Here is a 16089-nt window from a genome sequence, read left to right as displayed (position 1 = left end):
CCATGGCCGCCGAACCGGTCTCCGCGACTCGTCGCCGTGCCGCCGAGTTCTGCGGTGACGAAGCGCTGCTCGTGGGGCCTCTCCACGGCTACCACCACGAGACCTATGTCCTTCCGCTGCACTCCGATGCGGGCCGGACGCTCCGGGTCAAGTGCCGAGAGCCCAGGGCCGGGCTCCTCTGGTTCGACCGCAGATGCTTCGCCTCGGAGGACGAGCTGGTCCGGGCGCTGCAGGGACGGATCAGCAGTCTCCCCGGGATCCACCCGGCCGGGGACGTGTCGCTGCAGCGCTTCATCGAGGGCGAGACCCTCGGGGAGGTGTACGGGGAGCGGGGCGAGGTGCCCTCGGACATTGTCCGGCAACTGATGGAGCTCGTCCGCGAGTTGGCGGCAATCCGCATCAAGGACCTGGCTCTCGACCGCAGATGCGAGCCGGCCGATCGGCCTGAAGACGGTGATACGCGGGGGTTCCTGGAGCGGCTGATCCGCTTCGTCGAGGTACGCGTCCACGGGGCGCATCTCGCCGAGTACGGCGAGCTGTTCGCGGAGCTCGGTGTCACGGCCGACTCCCTGAACCGGCTGAGGGAGCGGGTCGCCGGGCCGACGTCGCGGCCGTTCTGTCTGCTCCACGGAGACCTGCACCGGGAGAACTTCATCCTGGACCACCGGGGCGGACTGTGGACGATCGACTGGGAACTGGCCATGTTCGGCGATCCGCTCTACGACCTGGCCACCCATCTGCATCTGATGGGTTACCCCGATGAGCAGGCCGCGGCGGTCGCCCGGGCGTGGGCGGAGGCCGTGGAGGAGGTCCTCCCGGGCGGCTCCGCGGGGTGGGAGGAGGACCTGGACCGGCTGCTCGCCTTCAAGCGGGCGCAGTCCGTCTTCACCGACGTCATTCGTGGGGCACTCACCCTGGCCGCCGGTGCGGAACTGGACTGGCCCCAGCTGGAGCGTACGGCGGAGCGGCTGAACGGTGTGCTGGCCCTGGCCGCCGAGCCGCTGGCCTTGGCGGACGTACCCAGCGCGGGGCGGATCCGCGACGCGCTGCTCGCCTGGTACAAGCAGTCGCGTCCGTAAGCCAAGCCCTGTGCAGGAGAGTTGTGGCGATGGCTGACTGTGGTGTGCCGTCCGCTCGGAACCGTATGGTCGTCATGTGGAAGGCCGGCACAGCGCCGACGACGGCGGCAGGGAGTTCCGGCGCGTGGCGGGCGCGCTGCGCACCGCCATGACCGACGGCACGTACGCAAAGGGCGTCCGGCTGCCGGCCCAGCGCGACCTCGCCACGCAGTTCGGTGTCTCCCGGGACACGATTCAGCGTGTACTGAAGGACCTGGCCGACGAAGGCTGGATCGAATCCCGTCAGGGCAGCGGCTCGGTGGTGAGGAAGACCCAGCAGGTCCACTCCCCGGTCGGCAACGGAGCTCACCTCGGACGGCGTATCACCCTGGGGCCGTTGGTCGCCGCGGCGTTCACCGCGCCCGAGGTCACGCTCGACGTCTTCACCCTCACTTCGGAGTCGCTCGACGCGCACATACGGCTCCAGGCGGAGCGGGTGATCAACGAGGAGATCAAGCCCCGCCGCATCGCCCTGCGTCTGCTGCTCCCCGCGGAGACCTCCCGCCTCGGGTACCCGAGGAGTCGGCAGCGGCACGAGGACCCCCGTCCCCGTGAGTGGCTCAACGAGACCAGCCGTCGTCGTACGGAGTCACTCAGGTCGGCCCTGGAGACGCTGAGCGACGGGTACGTGCCAGAGGTCTCGGTGGAGATCAGGCATGCCCCGCTGACTCCGAACACCAAGCTGTATCTCCTCAACGGGGTCGAGGCGCTGCACGGGTTCTACGAGTTGATCGAGCGCCGGGCGACGCTCGCCGGGGATCGGGAGGAGACCGTCCTCGACGTCGTGGGCCTGGGGGCGACGCTGTTCCACTTCGTGAAGGACGAGGACCCCGAGTCCCAGGGCTCACTCTTCGTCGATGCTGCTCAGGCCTGGTTCAACTCGCAGTGGGAGCTGCTCGCCGAGTGAGAGTCCGCGTGCCCGCGGGCGCGGACGTCAGACCGTGAGCACCACCTTGCCCACCAGCCGCCGCGACTCGATGGCCGCATGAGCCTCCGCCGCCCGGGCGAGGGGGAAGGTCGCGCCGATCACCGGGTGGAGGGTGCCCGAGGCCGCGGCGGTGAGGACGTGGGTGGCCAGTTCGGCGTGGACCGGGGCCGGGAGCTGGAGGTCCGCGATGCCCAGCAGGCGCACTCCGCGGTGCTCGGCCTCGCGCGGGTCCACGGCGGTGAAGCCGCCCGTCGGGGCGCCGTGGGCCGAGAAGCGGCCGCCGTCGGCGGTGAGGTCGAAGGCGGCGAGGCCCAGGTCGCCGCCCACCCCGTCGAGGACGACATCGGCGCCCGCGCCCGCAACCGCGCCGCCGAGGGCCTCACGGGCCCGCGCCGGCCAGTCCGGTGCGGTCGCGTCCACGACGGCGTCGGCGCCGAGTTCCCGTACGAGCGCGGTCTTCCGCCCGCCCCGGGCGACGCCGACGACGTACGCGCCCCTCGCCTTGGCCAGCTGGACCAGGAGCGTGCCCATGCCACCCGAGGCGCCGGTGATCAGTACGCGCTCGCCCGGCTTGAGCTCCGTCGTGTCGAGGAGCACGGTCGCGGTGACGCCGTCGTGGATCAGGGCTGCCGCGTCCGTGAAGGGCAGACCGTCCGGTACGGGCGCCAGGGACTCGGCGGCCGCAACGGCCCGTTCCGCGTAGCCGCCGGTGAAGCCGAGGGGCGCGACGACGCGGCGTCCCCGCCAGGACTCGTCCACGCCGGGCCCGACGGCCCGTACCGTGCCGGCGATGCCGCCCCCGGGTACGTACGGCGGCCGCACCGGGAAGTGGTCCTGCCCCCAGCCCGATCGGATCTGCGTCTCCACGAAGATCGTGTCGACCGCGGAGACGTCCACGACCACCTGGCCGGGGCCCGCCTCCGGTTCGGGTGCCTCCGCCGGGACCAGTACCTCGGGACCGCCGAAGTCGATCACCTGTGCCACGCGCATGCTGTCCACACTCCTCTGCCTCTGCAGAATCTGCCGGGCCGTCCTGTGTGGAAGTCTGGAACCTGAACCTAGGTTGAGGTCAAGTCTTCTTGATGATCCGGTACTTGAGGTGCGTGGCGTTCGGGGTGTGGACCACGCGGAGGGGTTCGAGCTCCTGGTGCAGCGCGCCCAGCCTGTCGAACAGCCGTAGACCTTCCCCGAACAGCACCGGAAGCACATGGAGCTGGATCTCGTCGATCAGCCCTGCCCTCAGGAACTGCTGGACCGTGTCCGCGCCGCCCGCGATGTCGACGTTCCGGCCGCCGGACACGGCCCTGGCCTGCTCCAGGGCGCTGTGGATGCCGTCGGTGACGAAGGTGTAACTGGTGCCGCCCTCCTTGACCTCGGGCTGCCGCAGGCGGTGGGTCAGGACGAACACGGGGACCCGGAAGGGCGGGTTGTCGCCCCATGGCTTCTCCCCGGTGTCGAACATCATCCGGCCCATCACCACCGCGCCCGTCGCGTCGAACCACTCGCCGACGATCTCCGAGTCGCGGTTGTGCTCGCCGCCGGTCAGGCCCTGGCGCTCCCGCCAACTGGCAAGGCCGGCCATCCACTCGTGCAGGCGCAGTCCGCCGTCGCCGCCGGGGTTGTCGATGCCGGTGTTGGGCCCGGCGATGCAGCCGTCGAGCGACATCATCAGATCTGCGGTCACTGTCACGTTCGTCGCCATGGTGCCTCCTTGAGGGGACCGTGTGTGCTGTGCTCTCACCCAAGGCGTCGATCGGGAGTATGCGTTCTCGACACGCGAAGGCGTCGGCGGGTTCCCGCGGGGTGCGACCCGCGCACTCTCCTCGGTCACCGCGATCGCGCACTCAGGTGAGCGCCTCGCGGCTGCGCCGCAGGAAGTCCTGCTCGGCCGCGTTCTTCGTGCGGGCGCCCGCCGCCTCGTACGCCTCGGCGGCTTCGTCCTTACGGCCCAGGCGGCGCAGCAGGTCCGCCCGTACGGCGTGGAACACGTGATAGCCGTCGAGTGCGGCGCCGAGGCCTTCCACGAGGGCGAGCGCAGCCTCCGGGCCCTCGACCTCGGCCACCGCGACCGCGCGGTTGAGCGCGACGACCGGGTTCGGAGCGATCGCGTACAGCTGGTCGTACAGCTGCAGGATCTGCGACCAGTCGGTCGCGGCCGCGGTCGGAGCGTCGCTGTGGACGGCGTTGATCGCCGCCTGGATCTGGTACGGGCCGGGCCGGTCGCGGCGCAGGCACCGTCGCACGAGGGCCTGGCCCTCGTCGATCAGGCCGCGGTCCCAGCGGCCGCGGTCCTGGTCCGCCAGCAGCACGAGGCCGCCGTCCGGGGTCGTGCGTGTCGCCCGGCGCGACTCGACGAGCAGCATGAGGGCCAGCAGGCCCATGACCTCGGGCTCGTCGGGCATGAGCTCCGCCAGGAGCCGGCCGAGGCGGATGGCCTCCGCACACAGGTCCTCCCGGACGAGCCGCTCGCCCGAACTCGCGGCGTAGCCCTCGCTGAAGATGAGGTAGACGACGGCCAGCACGGCCCGGACGCGGTCCGGGAGGTCCGCATCGGCAGGGACGCGGTAGGGGATCCGTGCGTCGCGGATCTTGCCCTTGGCGCGGACCAGCCGCTGGGCCATCGTCGGCTCGCTCACGAGGAAGGCGTGGGCGATCTCCGCCGTGCTGAGCCCGCCGAGCAGGCGGAGGGTCAGGGCGACCTGGGCGGCGGGGGCGAGTGCGGGGTGGCAGCAGGTGAAGATCAGGCGCAGCCGGTCGTCGCGCACGGGTCCCTCCTCGGCCGATTCGTCGGGGGCGCCGAGGCCGTCGCGCTCATGGCCGGCGTACAGCAGGGCGGCCTCGGCGTGCCGGTCCTCGCGGGACGCCTCGCGGCGGAGGCGGTCGATCGCCCGGTTGCGGGCGGTGGTGATGATCCAGCCGGCCGGGCTCGGCGGCGGCCCGGCCTTCGGCCATCGCTCGACCGCCGTGGTGAACGCGTCCTGGACCGCCTCTTCGGCGATGTCGATGTCGCCGAAGACGCGGACCAGGACGGCGACCGCGCGCCCGTACTCCTTCCGGAACACGCGCTCGATCGCCGACGGCGTCACGTCAGGCAAGGGTCCCGTGCTCCAGGGGCCTGAGCTCGATCGACAGGGGGGCGAGCACGCGGGCGTACCTGCGGCCCCATTCGAGCGCGGCGTCGAGATCGGGGGCCTGGATGACCGTGAACCCGCCGATGTGCTCCTTGCCCTCGACGAACGGGCCGTCGGTCATCAGCACCTCGTCGTCCTTCAGCCGCAGCACGGTGGCGGTGCTCGGCGGGTGCAGACCCCCGGCGAACACCCAGGCGCCGGCCGCCCTGATCTCGGTGTTCAGGGCCTCGAGTTCCCGCATGATCGGCTCCAGGAACTCGGGCGGCGGGGTGGGTCCGTCGGGCTGGTAGATGCTGAGCATGTACTGCTTCATGGTGTTCCTCCTTGAGGCCGGTCACCCTCTGTACGAACGGCCCCGGCCCGGATCGACACATCGGCGCGACCGTCTTCAGGATTTCCCGTCGGGGTTGATCGCGGCGGGTTTCTTCCTGGCGCGTCTTCCGGCGGGCTCGGGCTCGTCCGCGGGGCGCGCCGGAGCCCCGTACGTGGCGGCGAGCTCGGCCGCCAGTCGGGCCAGCCGTGCCCGGGCCGCCGGCGGGTCCAGGACCTCGACGCGTGCACCGAGACCGGCCAGCTGTGCCGCCACGATCTCCGGCGAAGGCCCGTCGATCTCCACCTCGAGCCGGCCGTCTCCGTCCGCCGGCGTCGCCGCGTCGACGATCCGCAGCCGGCCGCCGAACAGCCCCTCCAGCACGGCCTGGGTGTCACGTTCCGCCCGGACCCGCACGGTCGTCGCGAGCATGCGGTCCTCCATGCGCGCGGCGAGCGAGCGCCAGGCGGTGGCGAGGTCGAAGCCGTCCGGGCGTACGACGGGATCGCCGGTCGCCTCGACGGACGTGATGCGGCTGAGCCGGAACGTCCGCAGCCCGCGGTCGGTGTCCGCGACGAGATACGGCACACCGGCCTTGGAGGCGAGGCCGAGCGGGTGCACCGTCCGCTCGTACGCGGGCCTGCCGGGACCGGCGTACCCGAGCCGGATCTGCGTGCCGTCCACCACCGCACGCCGGAGCGCGTCGAGCTGGGGCGTCGCGGCCGTGACGGGGGAGCGCGACCAGTCGGTGTCGTCGGTGACGCCGGCCCCCGCCGCGGCCTCGGCGCCGGGGCGGAGCGTGGCCGGCAGGGCCCGCACCAGCTTGCGTAGCGCGGTACGCGACTCGGGCGTCGTCGACAAAGGCCCTGCCACCAGGAACAGCGCGCGGATCTCGGCGGCGGTCAGCCCGGTGAGGTCCGTCCGGGCACCACCGACCAGCGACCAGCCGCCGCCTCGTCCGCGCTGCGAGTAGACGGGGACACCAGCGGTTGCCAGGGCCTCGAGGTCGCGGCGCGCGGTGCGCACGGACACTTCGAGTTCCGCGGCGACCTCCGCCACGGTCACCCGTCCGCGCGACTGCAGGAACAGCAGCGTCGCCACCAGACGATCGGCTCTCATACTGATGCATTCTGCTCCGGAAAGTGGCCAGAAGATGGCCACTTCAGCTTCCAGGATGGTGTCGGCAACCACCGAGAACCCTTGAACGGAGCTGAATCATGATCGTGGTGACCGGAGCCAACGGGAACGTCGGACGCCCGCTCGTCCAGGCACTCGCCGCGGCCGGCGAGCAGGTGACGGCGGTGTCGAGACGGCGCGCGGAGGCGCGGGACGCGGAGACGCAGGACGCGGAGACGCAGGACGGCGTACGACCCGGGGCCCGAACCCGGCACCGGCAGGCCGACCTGGCCGTACCCGAGAGCCTCGCGCCCGTGCTCGACGGGGCCGACGCGCTCCACCTCCTCGTCGCCGGCGGCGGCGAGGGCCTGAACCCCCACGCCCTCCTCGACGTCGCCAAGTCCGCCGGCGTCCGACGGGTCGTCCTGCAGTCCTCGCAGATCACCGGGACGCGGCCGGACGCCCCTTCCCACGCCCACCTCCGTGCCTTCGAGGACGCCGTCCGGCAGTCGGGCCTGGACTGGACCGTCCTGCGACCGAGCGGCTTCGCCTCCAACGCGTACATGTGGGCGGAATCGGTCCGCTCACGGCGTGCGGTCGCCGCGCCCTTCGGCGACATCGCCCTGCCCGTCATCGACCCGGCGGACATCGCCGAGGTCGCGGCCGCGGCCCTGCGCGACGGGCGTCATGCGGGCCGTACGTACGAACTCACCGGCCCGGCACCGGTCTCCCCACGCGAACAGGCCCGGGCCATCGGCGACGCACTGGGCGCACCGGTCCGCTTCACCGAACTCACCCGCGCCGAGGCCCGCTCGGCCATGCTCCGGTTCATGCCCGAACCGGTGGTGGACGGCACCCTCTCCATCCTGGGCGAACCGACGCCCGCCGAAGCGCGGGTGAGCCCCGATGTGGAGCGGGTCCTGGGCCGGCGGGCCCGTACGTTCGCCGAGTGGGCGGTGCGCAACGTCGCGGCCTTCCGCTGATGCGTACCGTTCTCCCATGCCCGAACTCCAGCGCCTCCGCCTCGACCACGCCCCGGCCCTGCTCGCGTTCGAGCAGGAGAACCGGGCCTACTTCGCCGCGTCCATCCCGGACCGTGGCGACGACTACTTCACCGAATTCGACGCCCGCCACAGCGACCTGCTCGACGAACAGGCCGCCGGACTGCACTACTTCCATGTGCTGGTGGGCAGCGGCGGCGACGTCCTGGGGCGGGTCAACCTGGTCGACGTGGCGGAGGGTTCCGCCGAACTCGGCTACCGGATCGCCGAAAAGGCCGCGGGCCAGGGCCTGGCCACGAGCGCGGTCCGCCAGGTGTGCCTCCTCGCCGCTGCGGAGTACGGTCTGACCGCGCTCCGGGCGGTGACGACGCTCGACAACGCGGCGTCGCGAGCCGTGCTGGCCCGTACGGGATTCGTACCGACCGACGAGATCGTGCTGTGCGGCCGTCGGGGGATGAGCTACGTACGGGACTTGCGCTGACGACGGTGACCGGGGCGTCCCGCCAATAGGCTGCGGGCGGCAACGTCTCTTGCGTCGTCTCTGCCGCCCGGCCGCGAGCTCACGGCATGGACGAGTTCACGGCGTGGTCGACCCGGCAATCAGGCGTACCGTGCTGAGGATCCGGCGCACCGTCGCATCCGGCACCTCGTCCTCCACGCCCTTCGCGCCGAGGAAGGTCCACGATACGAAGTCGCCCTTGGGGTCCTTGAAGGCGAAGGTCGTGGCCTTGCCGTCGGTGTCGCACTTGCCCTTCTTCTTCACCCCCGAGGACTCGGCCGACGCCAGACTGCCGGTGATGCCGGACGTGGTGGTGTACGGCTCCACCGCGCCCGCCCGCACCGTCGCTCTGTCCGGCTGGGTGTAGGCGCCGTAGACCCACAGAGACGCGCTGTTGCGGGCCGCCTCGTCGAGGGTCCTGGCGCCCCGCTCATGCCTGGAGCCGACGCTGGCCAGGGGCGTGTCCTCCGGACTGCCGTCCTTGTTGTCGTCGGACGTGCACCACTTCTCCTTGAGCATCGCCGGGGCCGAGAAGCCGATCAAGGGCTTCTCCTCCGGGTCCTTCTCGTCCGAGACATAGCTGGCCCAGGTGGGCGACTTGAGTCCCCATTGCGGTGGCACGTCGAAGGCGACGCCGCTCTTGGGGTTCACCACGACCTTCCAGCCGGGCACGAGCGGCTTCGGACTGTCGACGCCGCGCGGGTTGTCGCTGGTCGGGTCGGTCGACGGGGCGTCGGAGGTGGACTTTGCCGGGCCAGGGTCCGCCGTGTCGTCCTTGTCGCCGCCCAGGACCAGGAAGCCGGTGACACCCGCGGCGATGACGACCGCAGTGGCAGCGGCGACTGCGACGAGGGCCGTTCTCCTGCGGCCGCCGGGTGGAGTTGGCGGCGTACCCATCGGGGCGGTCGGGACACCCCAAGGCGCCTGCCCCTGCTGCTGGTACGGATTGACATGCTGTCCGCCCCCCGGCGGCTGCTCTCCTGGCCACATGGGAGGCAACCCTAGAGGAGGCGCTGAAAAGGCCCCCCGGGAAGGTCCGCTCGCGCAACCACACCACGCTGAGCGGGCCCCCCGTGCTCCACTCCCTCCGGGCCCGTGACCTCCACCCAGAAGCCTTCCGCCCCATCCGCCATGCTCAGTCCTCGGGCCCTTGCTTCCATCAGCCACGAAGACCGTAAGGGGCCTCGGTCAGATGCCGACGTAGGCCGCGAGGTGCTCGCCGGTGAGGGTGGAGCGGGCGGCGACGAGGTCGGCGGGTGTGCCCTCGAAGACGATCTTTCCGCCGTCGTGGCCGGCGCCCGGGCCGAGGTCGATGATCCAGTCGGCGTGCGCCATGACCGCCGGGTGGTGCTCGACGACGACGACCGACTTGCCGGAGTCGACGAGCCGGTCGAGCAGGCCGAGCAGCTGCTCGACGTCGGCGAGGTGGAGGCCGGTGGTCGGCTCGTCGAGGACGTAGACGCCGCCCTTGTCGGCCATGTGGGTGGCCAGCTTGAGCCGCTGCCGCTCGCCGCCGGACAGCGTGGTGAGCGGCTGGCCGAGGCTGAGGTAGCCGAGCCCGACATCGGCGAGCCGGTCGAGGATGCGGTGCGCGGCCGGCGTGTGCGCCTCGCCGCCGCCGAAGAACTCCTCGGCCTCGGCCACCGACATCGCGAGCACCTCGCTGATGTCCTTGCCGCCGAAGGTGTACTCGAGCACCTCGGCCTGGAACCGCTTGCCCTCGCACTCCTCGCAGGGGGCGGCGACGCCGGCCATCATCGCCAGGTCGGTGTAGATGACGCCGGCGCCGTTGCAGGTGGGGCAGGCGCCCTCGGAGTTGGCGCTGAACAGCGCCGGTTTCACACCGTTGGCCTTCGCGAACGCCTTGCGGATCGGGTCGAGCAGTCCGGTGTACGTCGCCGGGTTGCTCCGCCGCGAGCCCTTGATGGCTCCCTGGTCGACCGACACCACGCCCGCGCCGGCCGGGATCGAGCCGTGGACGAGGGAGCTCTTGCCGGAGCCCGCCACGCCGGTGACCACGCAGAGCACCCCGAGCGGTATGTCGACGTCGACGTCCTGCAGGTTGTGCGCCGCCGCGCCGCGGATCTCCAGCGTGCCGGTGGGCTTCCGCACCGTCTCCTTGAGGGCGGCCCGGTCGCCGAGATGGCGGCCGGTGACGGTGCCGCCGCCCCGCAGTCCCTCGACGGTGCCCTCGAAGCAGACGGTGCCGCCCGCCGTACCGGCGCCGGGGCCGAGGTCGACGACGTGGTCGGCGATCGCGATCGTCTGCGGCTTGTGCTCCACGACGAGCACCGTGTTGCCCTTGTCCCGCAGCCGCAGCAGCAGGTCGTTCATCCGCTGGATGTCGTGGGGGTGCAGGCCGATGGTGGGCTCGTCGAAGACGTAGGTGACGTCGGTGAGCGAGGAGCCGAGGTGGCGGATCATCTTGACGCGCTGCGCCTCGCCGCCCGACAGCGTGCCCGACGGCCGGTCGAGCGCGAGGTAGCCGAGGCCGATCTCCCCGAACGAGTCGAGGGTCTGCTGCAGCGCGGTGAGCAGCGGCGCCACCGACGGCTCGTCGAGGCCGCGGACCCATTCGGCCAGGTCGCTGATCTGCATCGCGCAGGCGTCGGCGATGTTGACCCCCTTGATCTTCGACGACCGGGCCGCCTCGCCGAGCCGGGTGCCATCGCACTCGGGGCAGACGGTGAACGTCATCGCCCGCTCCACGAACGCGCGGATGTGCGGCTGCAGCGCGTCGATGTCCTTGGACAGCATCGACTTCTGGATCTTCGGGATCAGGCCCTCGTACGTCAGGTTGATGCCGTCGACCTTGATCTTGGTCGGCTCCTTGTGGAGGAGGTCGTTCAGCTCCCTCTTGGTGTACTTGCGGATCGGCTTGTCCGGGTCGAAGAAGCCGCAGCCGGTGAAGATGCGGCCGTACCAGCCGTCCATGCTGTAGCCGGGGATCGTGAGCGCACCCTCGCTGAGCGACTTGCTGTCGTCGTAGAGCTGGGTGAGGTCGATGTCGGAGACCGTGCCCCGGCCTTCGCAGCGCGGACACATGCCGCCGGTGCGGGTGAAGGTCGCCTTCACCGTCTTCTTCGCGCCGCGCTCGACGGTGATCGCACCGCTCGCCCGGACCGAGGGGACGTTGAAGGCGTACGCGCTGGGCGGGCCGATGTGCGGCGTGCCGAGCCGGCTGAAGAGGATGCGCAGCATGGCGTTGGCGTCGGTGGCGGTGCCGACCGTGGAGCGGGGGTCGGCACCCAACCGCTGCTGGTCGACGATGATCGCGGTCGTCAGCCCTTCGAGTACGTCGACCTCGGGCCGCGCCAGCGTCGGCATGAAGCCCTGCACGAAGGCGCTGTAGGTCTCGTTGATCAGCCGCTGCGACTCCGCGGCGATCGTGTCGAACACCAGCGAGCTCTTGCCCGAGCCGGAGACACCGGTGAACACCGTCAGCCGGCGCTTCGGGATCTCGATGCTGACGTCCTTGAGGTTGTTCACGCGCGCGCCGTGCACGCGGATCACATCGTGGCTGTCGGCACCGTGCAGCGCAGGCGACTGCGTGTCCGTCCTCGTGGCCATGCTCATCGTGTCTCCATCTGTTGGGCGGGGCCGCGTTCGCGGTCTCCGTCGGCGTCGCCTGGCTCGATCTGACCGGCTTCGAGCGTACGTCTGGTTCTCCTTCGCTTCGGCCCGTGGAGCCTGTGGCCCCGGCCACGCGGCGTGCCTGCCGAGGGGGTCAGACCAACCAGCGGCCGTCGCGCATCAGCTCGCGGTCGGGCAGCTCGTTCACCTCGCGGCAGGCCTGGATGCGGCGCGGGGAGATGGGTTCGGCACTCATCGGTCCTGAAGCAGGCCGAGGACGTTGCCGTCGGGGTCGGTGACGGTGGCCACCAGGCGGCCGCCACCGACGTCGTGCGCGGGCTCCTTCACGGTGGCACCCGCGGCGGTCACCTCGGCCAGCTTCGCCTCGAGGTCCGGCACGTGCCAGTAGGCCACCGGTGAGGTCATGCCCTGCGGTCCACCGCCCGGCACCAGCCCGATGTGCTGGCCCGCGACCTCGAAGCCGACGTAGTAGGACTCGTCGGTCTGCGGGGGTACGCCGAGCAGGGCTGCATACACCGCCTTGGCCGTCGCCAGGTCGGAAACGGGATGCAGCACGGTCTTGATCCCCTGGTTGGAAGAGCCGGTCGCGGTCATGGTCACTCCTGAAGTCGTGGTCCGGTCGGGATTGTCTGGCTGGAGACGAACGGGAAGTCCGGAAATCGATGTCCCGACGGTCACGCTAGGTGCGGCGCGGGGGTCCGCGCTTCTCGATTCCTGATCGGTCTGGTCGGTCTGGTCTGGTCGGTCTGGTCACCTGTTTCGCGACGCACGACGGGATCCCCGCCGTCGCGCGCGTCGCGTGGCGCCGCGTCAAGCCTCAGCGGCTGAGACCGAGCACGACAGGTATCGTCCCCCTGCTGCACCGGCCTGGTTTTTCTGAGGCGCTGAGCCCGCCGGCCGAACGGCTCGGCGTGCTACGGGAGTTCCAGCCGACCATGTCCGCCCGCCGGGCCCGCGAGGCCGCCCTGCATACGAACGCGGCGGCGTACACCGACGCGGTGTCGGAGTACGCCGCCCTCGGGGGGACTGACGAGTTGCGGGAGGCAGCCCGCGCTGTCATGGCGGCTACTTCGGGTCGCGGTTGAACAACGCCATCGACCAGCGGTGGCCGAGCGCGGACAGGCCGACGCACCAGGCGATCGCGATCCACCAGTTGTTGCCGATCTCGCTGCCGAGCAGCAGGCCGCGCAGGGTCTCGATGGCGGGCGTGAACGGCTGGTACTCGGCGATCGGCTGGAACCAGCCCGGCATCGTGTCGGCCGGGATGAAGGCGCTGGAGATGAGCGGGAGGAGGATCAGCGGCATGGCCATGTTGCTGGCCGCCTCGGCGTTCGGGCTGGCCATGCCCATCCCGACCGCGATCCAGGTGAGCGCCAGGGCGAACAGCGCGAGCAGCCCGAACGCCGCCAGCCACTCCAGGGCCGTGGCGTCCGTGGACCTGAAGCCGATGGCCACGGCGACGGCACCGACGAGGACCAGGCTGGCGAGCACCTGCAGCACGCTGCCGATGACGTGCCCGAAGAGCACGGAGCCGCGGTAGATCGCCATCGTACGGAAGCGGGCGATGAGGCCCTCGGCCATATCGGTGGAGACGGACACCGCGGCCCCGATCACGGTGCTGCCGATGGTCATCATGAGGATGCCCGGGACGATATAGGCGATGTAGTCGGAGCGGTCGGCGCCGCCGCCACCGATGCCCGCGCTCATCACGTCGCCGAAGATGTAGACGAAGAGCAGCAGCAGCATGATCGGCGTGAGCAGCAGGTTCAGGGTGAGGGACGGGTAGCGCCGCGCGTGCAGCAGGTTGCGGCGCAGCATCGTGTTCGAGTCGCGGACGGCGAGGGAGAGGGCGCTCATCGGACAGCCTCCTTGGACTGGTTGGGGACGTTGGTTCCGCCGGTCAGGGCGAAGAACACGTCGTCGAGGTCGGGCGTGTGCACGGTCAGCTCGTCCGCCTCGACGCCGGCGGAGTCCAGCCGGTCGAGGATGGAGCGCAGCTCGCGCTGGGTGCCGTCGCTGGGGATCTGCAGCGCCAGCGCCTCGTCGTCCCGCGTGACCTCGCGCAGCGCGATGGCGGCGCTCTGATAGGCGGACGGGTCGGAGAAGCGGAGCCGGACGTGCCCGCCGGGGATGAGCCGCTTGAGCTCCTCGGCGGTGCCCTCGGCGGCGATCTTGCCGTCGTTCAGCACCGCGATGCGGTCGGCGAGCTCGTCGGCCTCCTCCAGGTACTGGGTGGTGAGGAAGACGGTGACGCCGTCGGAGACCAGCTCGCGGATGATCTGCCACATGTTGTGGCGGCTGCGCGGGTCGAGGCCGGTGGTCGGTTCGTCGAGGAAGATGATCCGCGGGTCGCCGACCAGGGTCATGGCGATGTCGAGGCGGCGCTTCATGCCGCCGGAGTAGGTGGAGACGGGCTTCTTCGCGGCCTCCACCAGGTCGAAGCGCTCGAGGAGTTCGGCGGCGGTGCGGTGGCCCTCGCGGCGGGAGAGGTGGTGCAGGTCCGCCATGAGGAGCATGTTCTCCTCGCCGGTGATCAGGCCGTCGACGGCGGAGAACTGCCCGGTGACGCCGATCGCGGCGCGCACCGTCTGCGGGTCGGCGGCCAGGTTGTGGCCGCCGACGTGCAGGTCTCCGGCGTCGGCGGTGATGAGGGTGGAGAGGATCTTGACGGCGGTGGTCTTGCCGGCGCCGTTCGGGCCGAGCAGGGAGAAGATCGTTCCTTCGGGGACGGCCAGGTCGACGCCGTCGAGCACGACCTTGTCGCCGTAGGACTTGCGCAGCCCGTTCGCCGTGATGGCCAAGTTGGTCATGAGGGGTGCTCCTTCAGAGGCTGCGGGCGGTGATGTCGCCGTGGGAGGTGGTGGCGCGGATGTCGAGTTCGGCGGTGCCGTCGTTCTTGAGGGCGTTGCTGACGCGGCCGTAGTCGGTGCCGGCGTCCAGGGCGGCCGAGACGCCGGCGGCGGCGGCGACCGAAATGTCGCCGGACTGGGTGCGGAGCACGACCGTGCCGCGCACGGCCTCGGTGATCCGGATGTCGCCCCTTGCGGTGCTGATCTCCGCGGGGCCGCCCAGCCGGCCGACCTCGACGTCGCCGTCGATCGCAGTGAGGCGGACGCTCGCGGCCTCGTCGATCTTGATCTGGCGGTACGCGCCTTCGAAGGCGACGTCGCCGAGGCGTCCGACGCCGCGGAGCTCGGCGCTGGCCGTCTTCGCCTCGATGCGGGAGCCGGCGGGCAGTTGGACGGTGACCTCGATGGATCCGGAGGGGCCGAAGAGCTGGTTGCTGGGGGCCTGGGCCGTGATCCGCAGGACGCCGTCGGCGTAGGCGACGGTGGTCTGCTCCGCCGCCTTCACGTCACGGCTCTTGGAGGGGTTGGCAGGCAGGACCTCGACGGTGGTGTCGGCGCGGTCGGCGGCGATGAACTGCACGCGTCCCGCGGGGATGTCGAGGACGGCGGAGATCGGGGCGGGGGTGTCGAACTTCTGCATCGTGCTCTCCTGTGACTCGTTGTTTCGGATGTTGGAAAAGCTACGTTGCATTCCCATACTCCGCAACTAGCTCGTTGCGTCGGATAGTCATCGATGCAGGTGAAAGCTAGGAGATCGTTGCAACAAGCTCAGATTCAATGCAACGACAGTCACCTGTTCGTTGCAATGAATTGGGAGTGAACGCTATAGCGGAGGCACCCAAGCAGCATGAAGGGCGGAGCGGGCCCGCGAGATCCTCCACGCGAAAGCCGAAACGACCTCAGGCGGCACTGCCGCGCCAAGTTCAGATCGCGGATAGACAGCCGTCTTGAGCAGGTGGCGTGAGACGGGGACATGTGGCGCCGCGTCAAGCCTCAGCGGCGCGCCACGCGTGACAGGGCACACTTTTGCAAGCAGCTGCTTGCAAAAGTTAGCGGGGATGTCGCAGTATCGAGGTATGGCATCACTCAACGTCGGCAATCTCGGTGACTACCTCCGCGAGCAGCGGCGCAACGCGCAGCTCTCGTTGCGGCAGCTCGCCGACGCCGCCGGGGTGTCGAATCCGTACCTCAGCCAGATCGAGCGCGGGCTGCGCAAGCCCAGCGCCGAGGTGTTGCAGCAGGTTGCGAAGGCGCTGCGGATCTCGGCCGAGACGCTGTACGTACGGGCCGGGATTCTGGACGAGCGCGAGCGGGACGAGCTGGAGACGCGGGCCGTCATCCTCGCCGACCCGTCGATCAACGAGCGGCAGAAGCAGGTTCTGCTGCAGATCTACGACTCGTTCCGCAAGGAGAACGGCTTCGACGCCGATACGGATAAGGACACCGCCGATGACGGCCCCCGCACGGCCGACGGAAGTGGTGCCGATGGACCCGCAGCAACCCGTACGTGAACCCGAACTCTGACTCTGCGATCCGGGAGGAC

Annotated in this window: 16 protein-coding genes; 5 read left to right on the top strand and 11 right to left on the bottom strand. The window is 70.7% G+C overall.

Annotated features, from left to right (window positions below; translation table 11 throughout):
• The first annotated feature begins 2 nt into the window (after positions 1–2).
• Both ACWCXB_RS04290 and ACWCXB_RS04285 read left to right on the top strand, forming a co-directional pair.
• Positions 3–1079, top strand: a complete 1077-nt coding sequence (locus tag ACWCXB_RS04290) for a phosphotransferase (RefSeq protein WP_450718820.1) — start codon at positions 3–5, stop codon at positions 1077–1079.
• A gap of 76 nt (positions 1080–1155) precedes the next feature.
• On the top strand, positions 1156–2025 hold the full coding sequence (locus ACWCXB_RS04285; RefSeq protein WP_450718818.1) for a winged helix-turn-helix domain-containing protein: 870 nt from the start codon (positions 1156–1158) through the stop codon (positions 2023–2025).
• A gap of 27 nt (positions 2026–2052) precedes the next feature.
• Here ACWCXB_RS04285 and ACWCXB_RS04280 read toward each other — a convergent pair whose 3' ends face one another.
• The 5 genes from ACWCXB_RS04280 to ACWCXB_RS04260 all read right to left on the bottom strand — a co-directional run bounded on the left by ACWCXB_RS04280 (position 2053) and on the right by ACWCXB_RS04260 (position 6606).
• Entirely contained in the window at positions 2053–3036 is a 984-nt protein-coding gene (locus tag ACWCXB_RS04280; RefSeq protein ID WP_450718816.1) for a zinc-binding dehydrogenase, read from the bottom strand.
• A gap of 79 nt (positions 3037–3115) precedes the next feature.
• A complete protein-coding gene (locus tag ACWCXB_RS04275) occupies positions 3116–3748 on the bottom strand; it encodes a dihydrofolate reductase family protein (RefSeq protein WP_450718814.1) in 633 nt (210 codons plus the stop codon).
• A gap of 142 nt (positions 3749–3890) precedes the next feature.
• Positions 3891–5141, bottom strand: coding sequence for an RNA polymerase sigma factor (locus ACWCXB_RS04270; RefSeq protein WP_450718812.1), 1251 nt, complete (start codon positions 5139–5141; stop codon positions 3891–3893).
• A complete protein-coding gene (locus tag ACWCXB_RS04265) occupies positions 5134–5490 on the bottom strand; it encodes a YciI family protein (protein ID WP_450718810.1) in 357 nt (118 codons plus the stop codon). Before ACWCXB_RS04265 ends, ACWCXB_RS04270 begins: the two co-directional genes overlap by 8 nt.
• Before the next feature lie 75 nt (positions 5491–5565).
• Positions 5566–6606, bottom strand: coding sequence for a helix-turn-helix transcriptional regulator (locus tag ACWCXB_RS04260; RefSeq protein WP_450718808.1), 1041 nt, complete (start codon positions 6604–6606; stop codon positions 5566–5568).
• Between the two features lie 98 nt (positions 6607–6704).
• Between ACWCXB_RS04260 and ACWCXB_RS04255 the strand changes: the two genes are divergently transcribed.
• Positions 6705–7586 (top strand): NAD(P)H-binding protein, encoded by an 882-nt coding sequence (locus tag ACWCXB_RS04255; RefSeq protein WP_450718806.1) that lies wholly within the window; start codon positions 6705–6707, stop codon positions 7584–7586.
• 16 nt (positions 7587–7602) lie between these two features.
• Positions 7603–8085, top strand: coding sequence for a GNAT family N-acetyltransferase (locus tag ACWCXB_RS04250; RefSeq protein ID WP_450718804.1), 483 nt, complete (start codon positions 7603–7605; stop codon positions 8083–8085).
• Positions 8086–8181: 96 nt separating this feature from the next.
• Here ACWCXB_RS04250 and ACWCXB_RS04245 read toward each other — a convergent pair whose 3' ends face one another.
• The 6 genes from ACWCXB_RS04245 to ACWCXB_RS04220 all read right to left on the bottom strand — a co-directional run bounded on the left by ACWCXB_RS04245 (position 8182) and on the right by ACWCXB_RS04220 (position 15186).
• A complete protein-coding gene (locus tag ACWCXB_RS04245; RefSeq protein ID WP_450718802.1) occupies positions 8182–9093 on the bottom strand; it encodes a hypothetical protein in 912 nt (303 codons plus the stop codon).
• Between the two features lie 198 nt (positions 9094–9291).
• A complete protein-coding gene (locus ACWCXB_RS04240; RefSeq protein ID WP_450718800.1) occupies positions 9292–11679 on the bottom strand; it encodes an ATP-binding cassette domain-containing protein in 2388 nt (795 codons plus the stop codon).
• A gap of 249 nt (positions 11680–11928) precedes the next feature.
• Entirely contained in the window at positions 11929–12291 is a 363-nt protein-coding gene (locus ACWCXB_RS04235) for a VOC family protein (RefSeq protein ID WP_450718798.1), read from the bottom strand.
• A gap of 471 nt (positions 12292–12762) precedes the next feature.
• Positions 12763–13554 (bottom strand): ABC transporter permease, encoded by a 792-nt coding sequence (locus ACWCXB_RS04230; RefSeq protein WP_450718796.1) that lies wholly within the window; start codon positions 13552–13554, stop codon positions 12763–12765.
• Complete coding sequence (locus tag ACWCXB_RS04225; RefSeq protein ID WP_450718794.1) at positions 13551–14507, bottom strand: ATP-binding cassette domain-containing protein; 957 nt, start codon at positions 14505–14507, stop codon at positions 13551–13553. Before ACWCXB_RS04225 ends, ACWCXB_RS04230 begins: the two co-directional genes overlap by 4 nt.
• Before the next feature lie 13 nt (positions 14508–14520).
• Positions 14521–15186 (bottom strand): DUF4097 family beta strand repeat-containing protein, encoded by a 666-nt coding sequence (locus ACWCXB_RS04220; RefSeq protein WP_450718793.1) that lies wholly within the window; start codon positions 15184–15186, stop codon positions 14521–14523.
• A gap of 436 nt (positions 15187–15622) precedes the next feature.
• On the opposite strand from ACWCXB_RS04220, the gene ACWCXB_RS04215 reads away from it, so the two are divergent.
• Positions 15623–16057, top strand: coding sequence for a helix-turn-helix domain-containing protein (locus ACWCXB_RS04215; RefSeq protein WP_450718791.1), 435 nt, complete (start codon positions 15623–15625; stop codon positions 16055–16057).
• Positions 16058–16089: the final 32 nt, after the last annotated feature.

Source organism: Streptomyces sp. NPDC001514, from assembly GCF_053597075.1.
The sequence above is the reverse complement of the archived record's forward strand: the minus strand, read 5'-3'. Positions and strand labels throughout refer to the sequence as shown.

Bases quoted from the DNA above. Each gene is read 5' to 3' on its own strand.
- ACWCXB_RS04290 (WP_450718820.1), top strand. From the start codon at position 3: ATGGCCGCCGAACCGGTCTCCGCGACTCGTCGCCGTGCCGCCGAGTTC.
- ACWCXB_RS04280 (WP_450718816.1), bottom strand. From the start codon at position 3,036: ATGCGCGTGGCACAGGTGATCGACTTCGGCGGTCCCGAGGTACTGGTC.
- ACWCXB_RS04275 (WP_450718814.1), bottom strand. From the start codon at position 3,748: ATGGCGACGAACGTGACAGTGACCGCAGATCTGATGATGTCGCTCGAC.
- ACWCXB_RS04265 (WP_450718810.1), bottom strand. From the start codon at position 5,490: ATGAAGCAGTACATGCTCAGCATCTACCAGCCCGACGGACCCACCCCG.
- ACWCXB_RS04260 (WP_450718808.1), bottom strand. From the start codon at position 6,606: ATGAGAGCCGATCGTCTGGTGGCGACGCTGCTGTTCCTGCAGTCGCGC.
- ACWCXB_RS04255 (WP_450718806.1), top strand. From the start codon at position 6,705: ATGATCGTGGTGACCGGAGCCAACGGGAACGTCGGACGCCCGCTCGTC.
- ACWCXB_RS04250 (WP_450718804.1), top strand. From the start codon at position 7,603: ATGCCCGAACTCCAGCGCCTCCGCCTCGACCACGCCCCGGCCCTGCTC.
- ACWCXB_RS04245 (WP_450718802.1), bottom strand. From the start codon at position 9,093: ATGTGGCCAGGAGAGCAGCCGCCGGGGGGCGGACAGCATGTCAATCCG.
- ACWCXB_RS04240 (WP_450718800.1), bottom strand. From the start codon at position 11,679: ATGAGCATGGCCACGAGGACGGACACGCAGTCGCCTGCGCTGCACGGT.
- ACWCXB_RS04235 (WP_450718798.1), bottom strand. From the start codon at position 12,291: ATGACCGCGACCGGCTCTTCCAACCAGGGGATCAAGACCGTGCTGCAT.
- ACWCXB_RS04230 (WP_450718796.1), bottom strand. From the start codon at position 13,554: ATGAGCGCCCTCTCCCTCGCCGTCCGCGACTCGAACACGATGCTGCGC.
- ACWCXB_RS04225 (WP_450718794.1), bottom strand. From the start codon at position 14,507: ATGACCAACTTGGCCATCACGGCGAACGGGCTGCGCAAGTCCTACGGC.
- ACWCXB_RS04220 (WP_450718793.1), bottom strand. From the start codon at position 15,186: ATGCAGAAGTTCGACACCCCCGCCCCGATCTCCGCCGTCCTCGACATC.
- ACWCXB_RS04215 (WP_450718791.1), top strand. From the start codon at position 15,623: ATGGCATCACTCAACGTCGGCAATCTCGGTGACTACCTCCGCGAGCAG.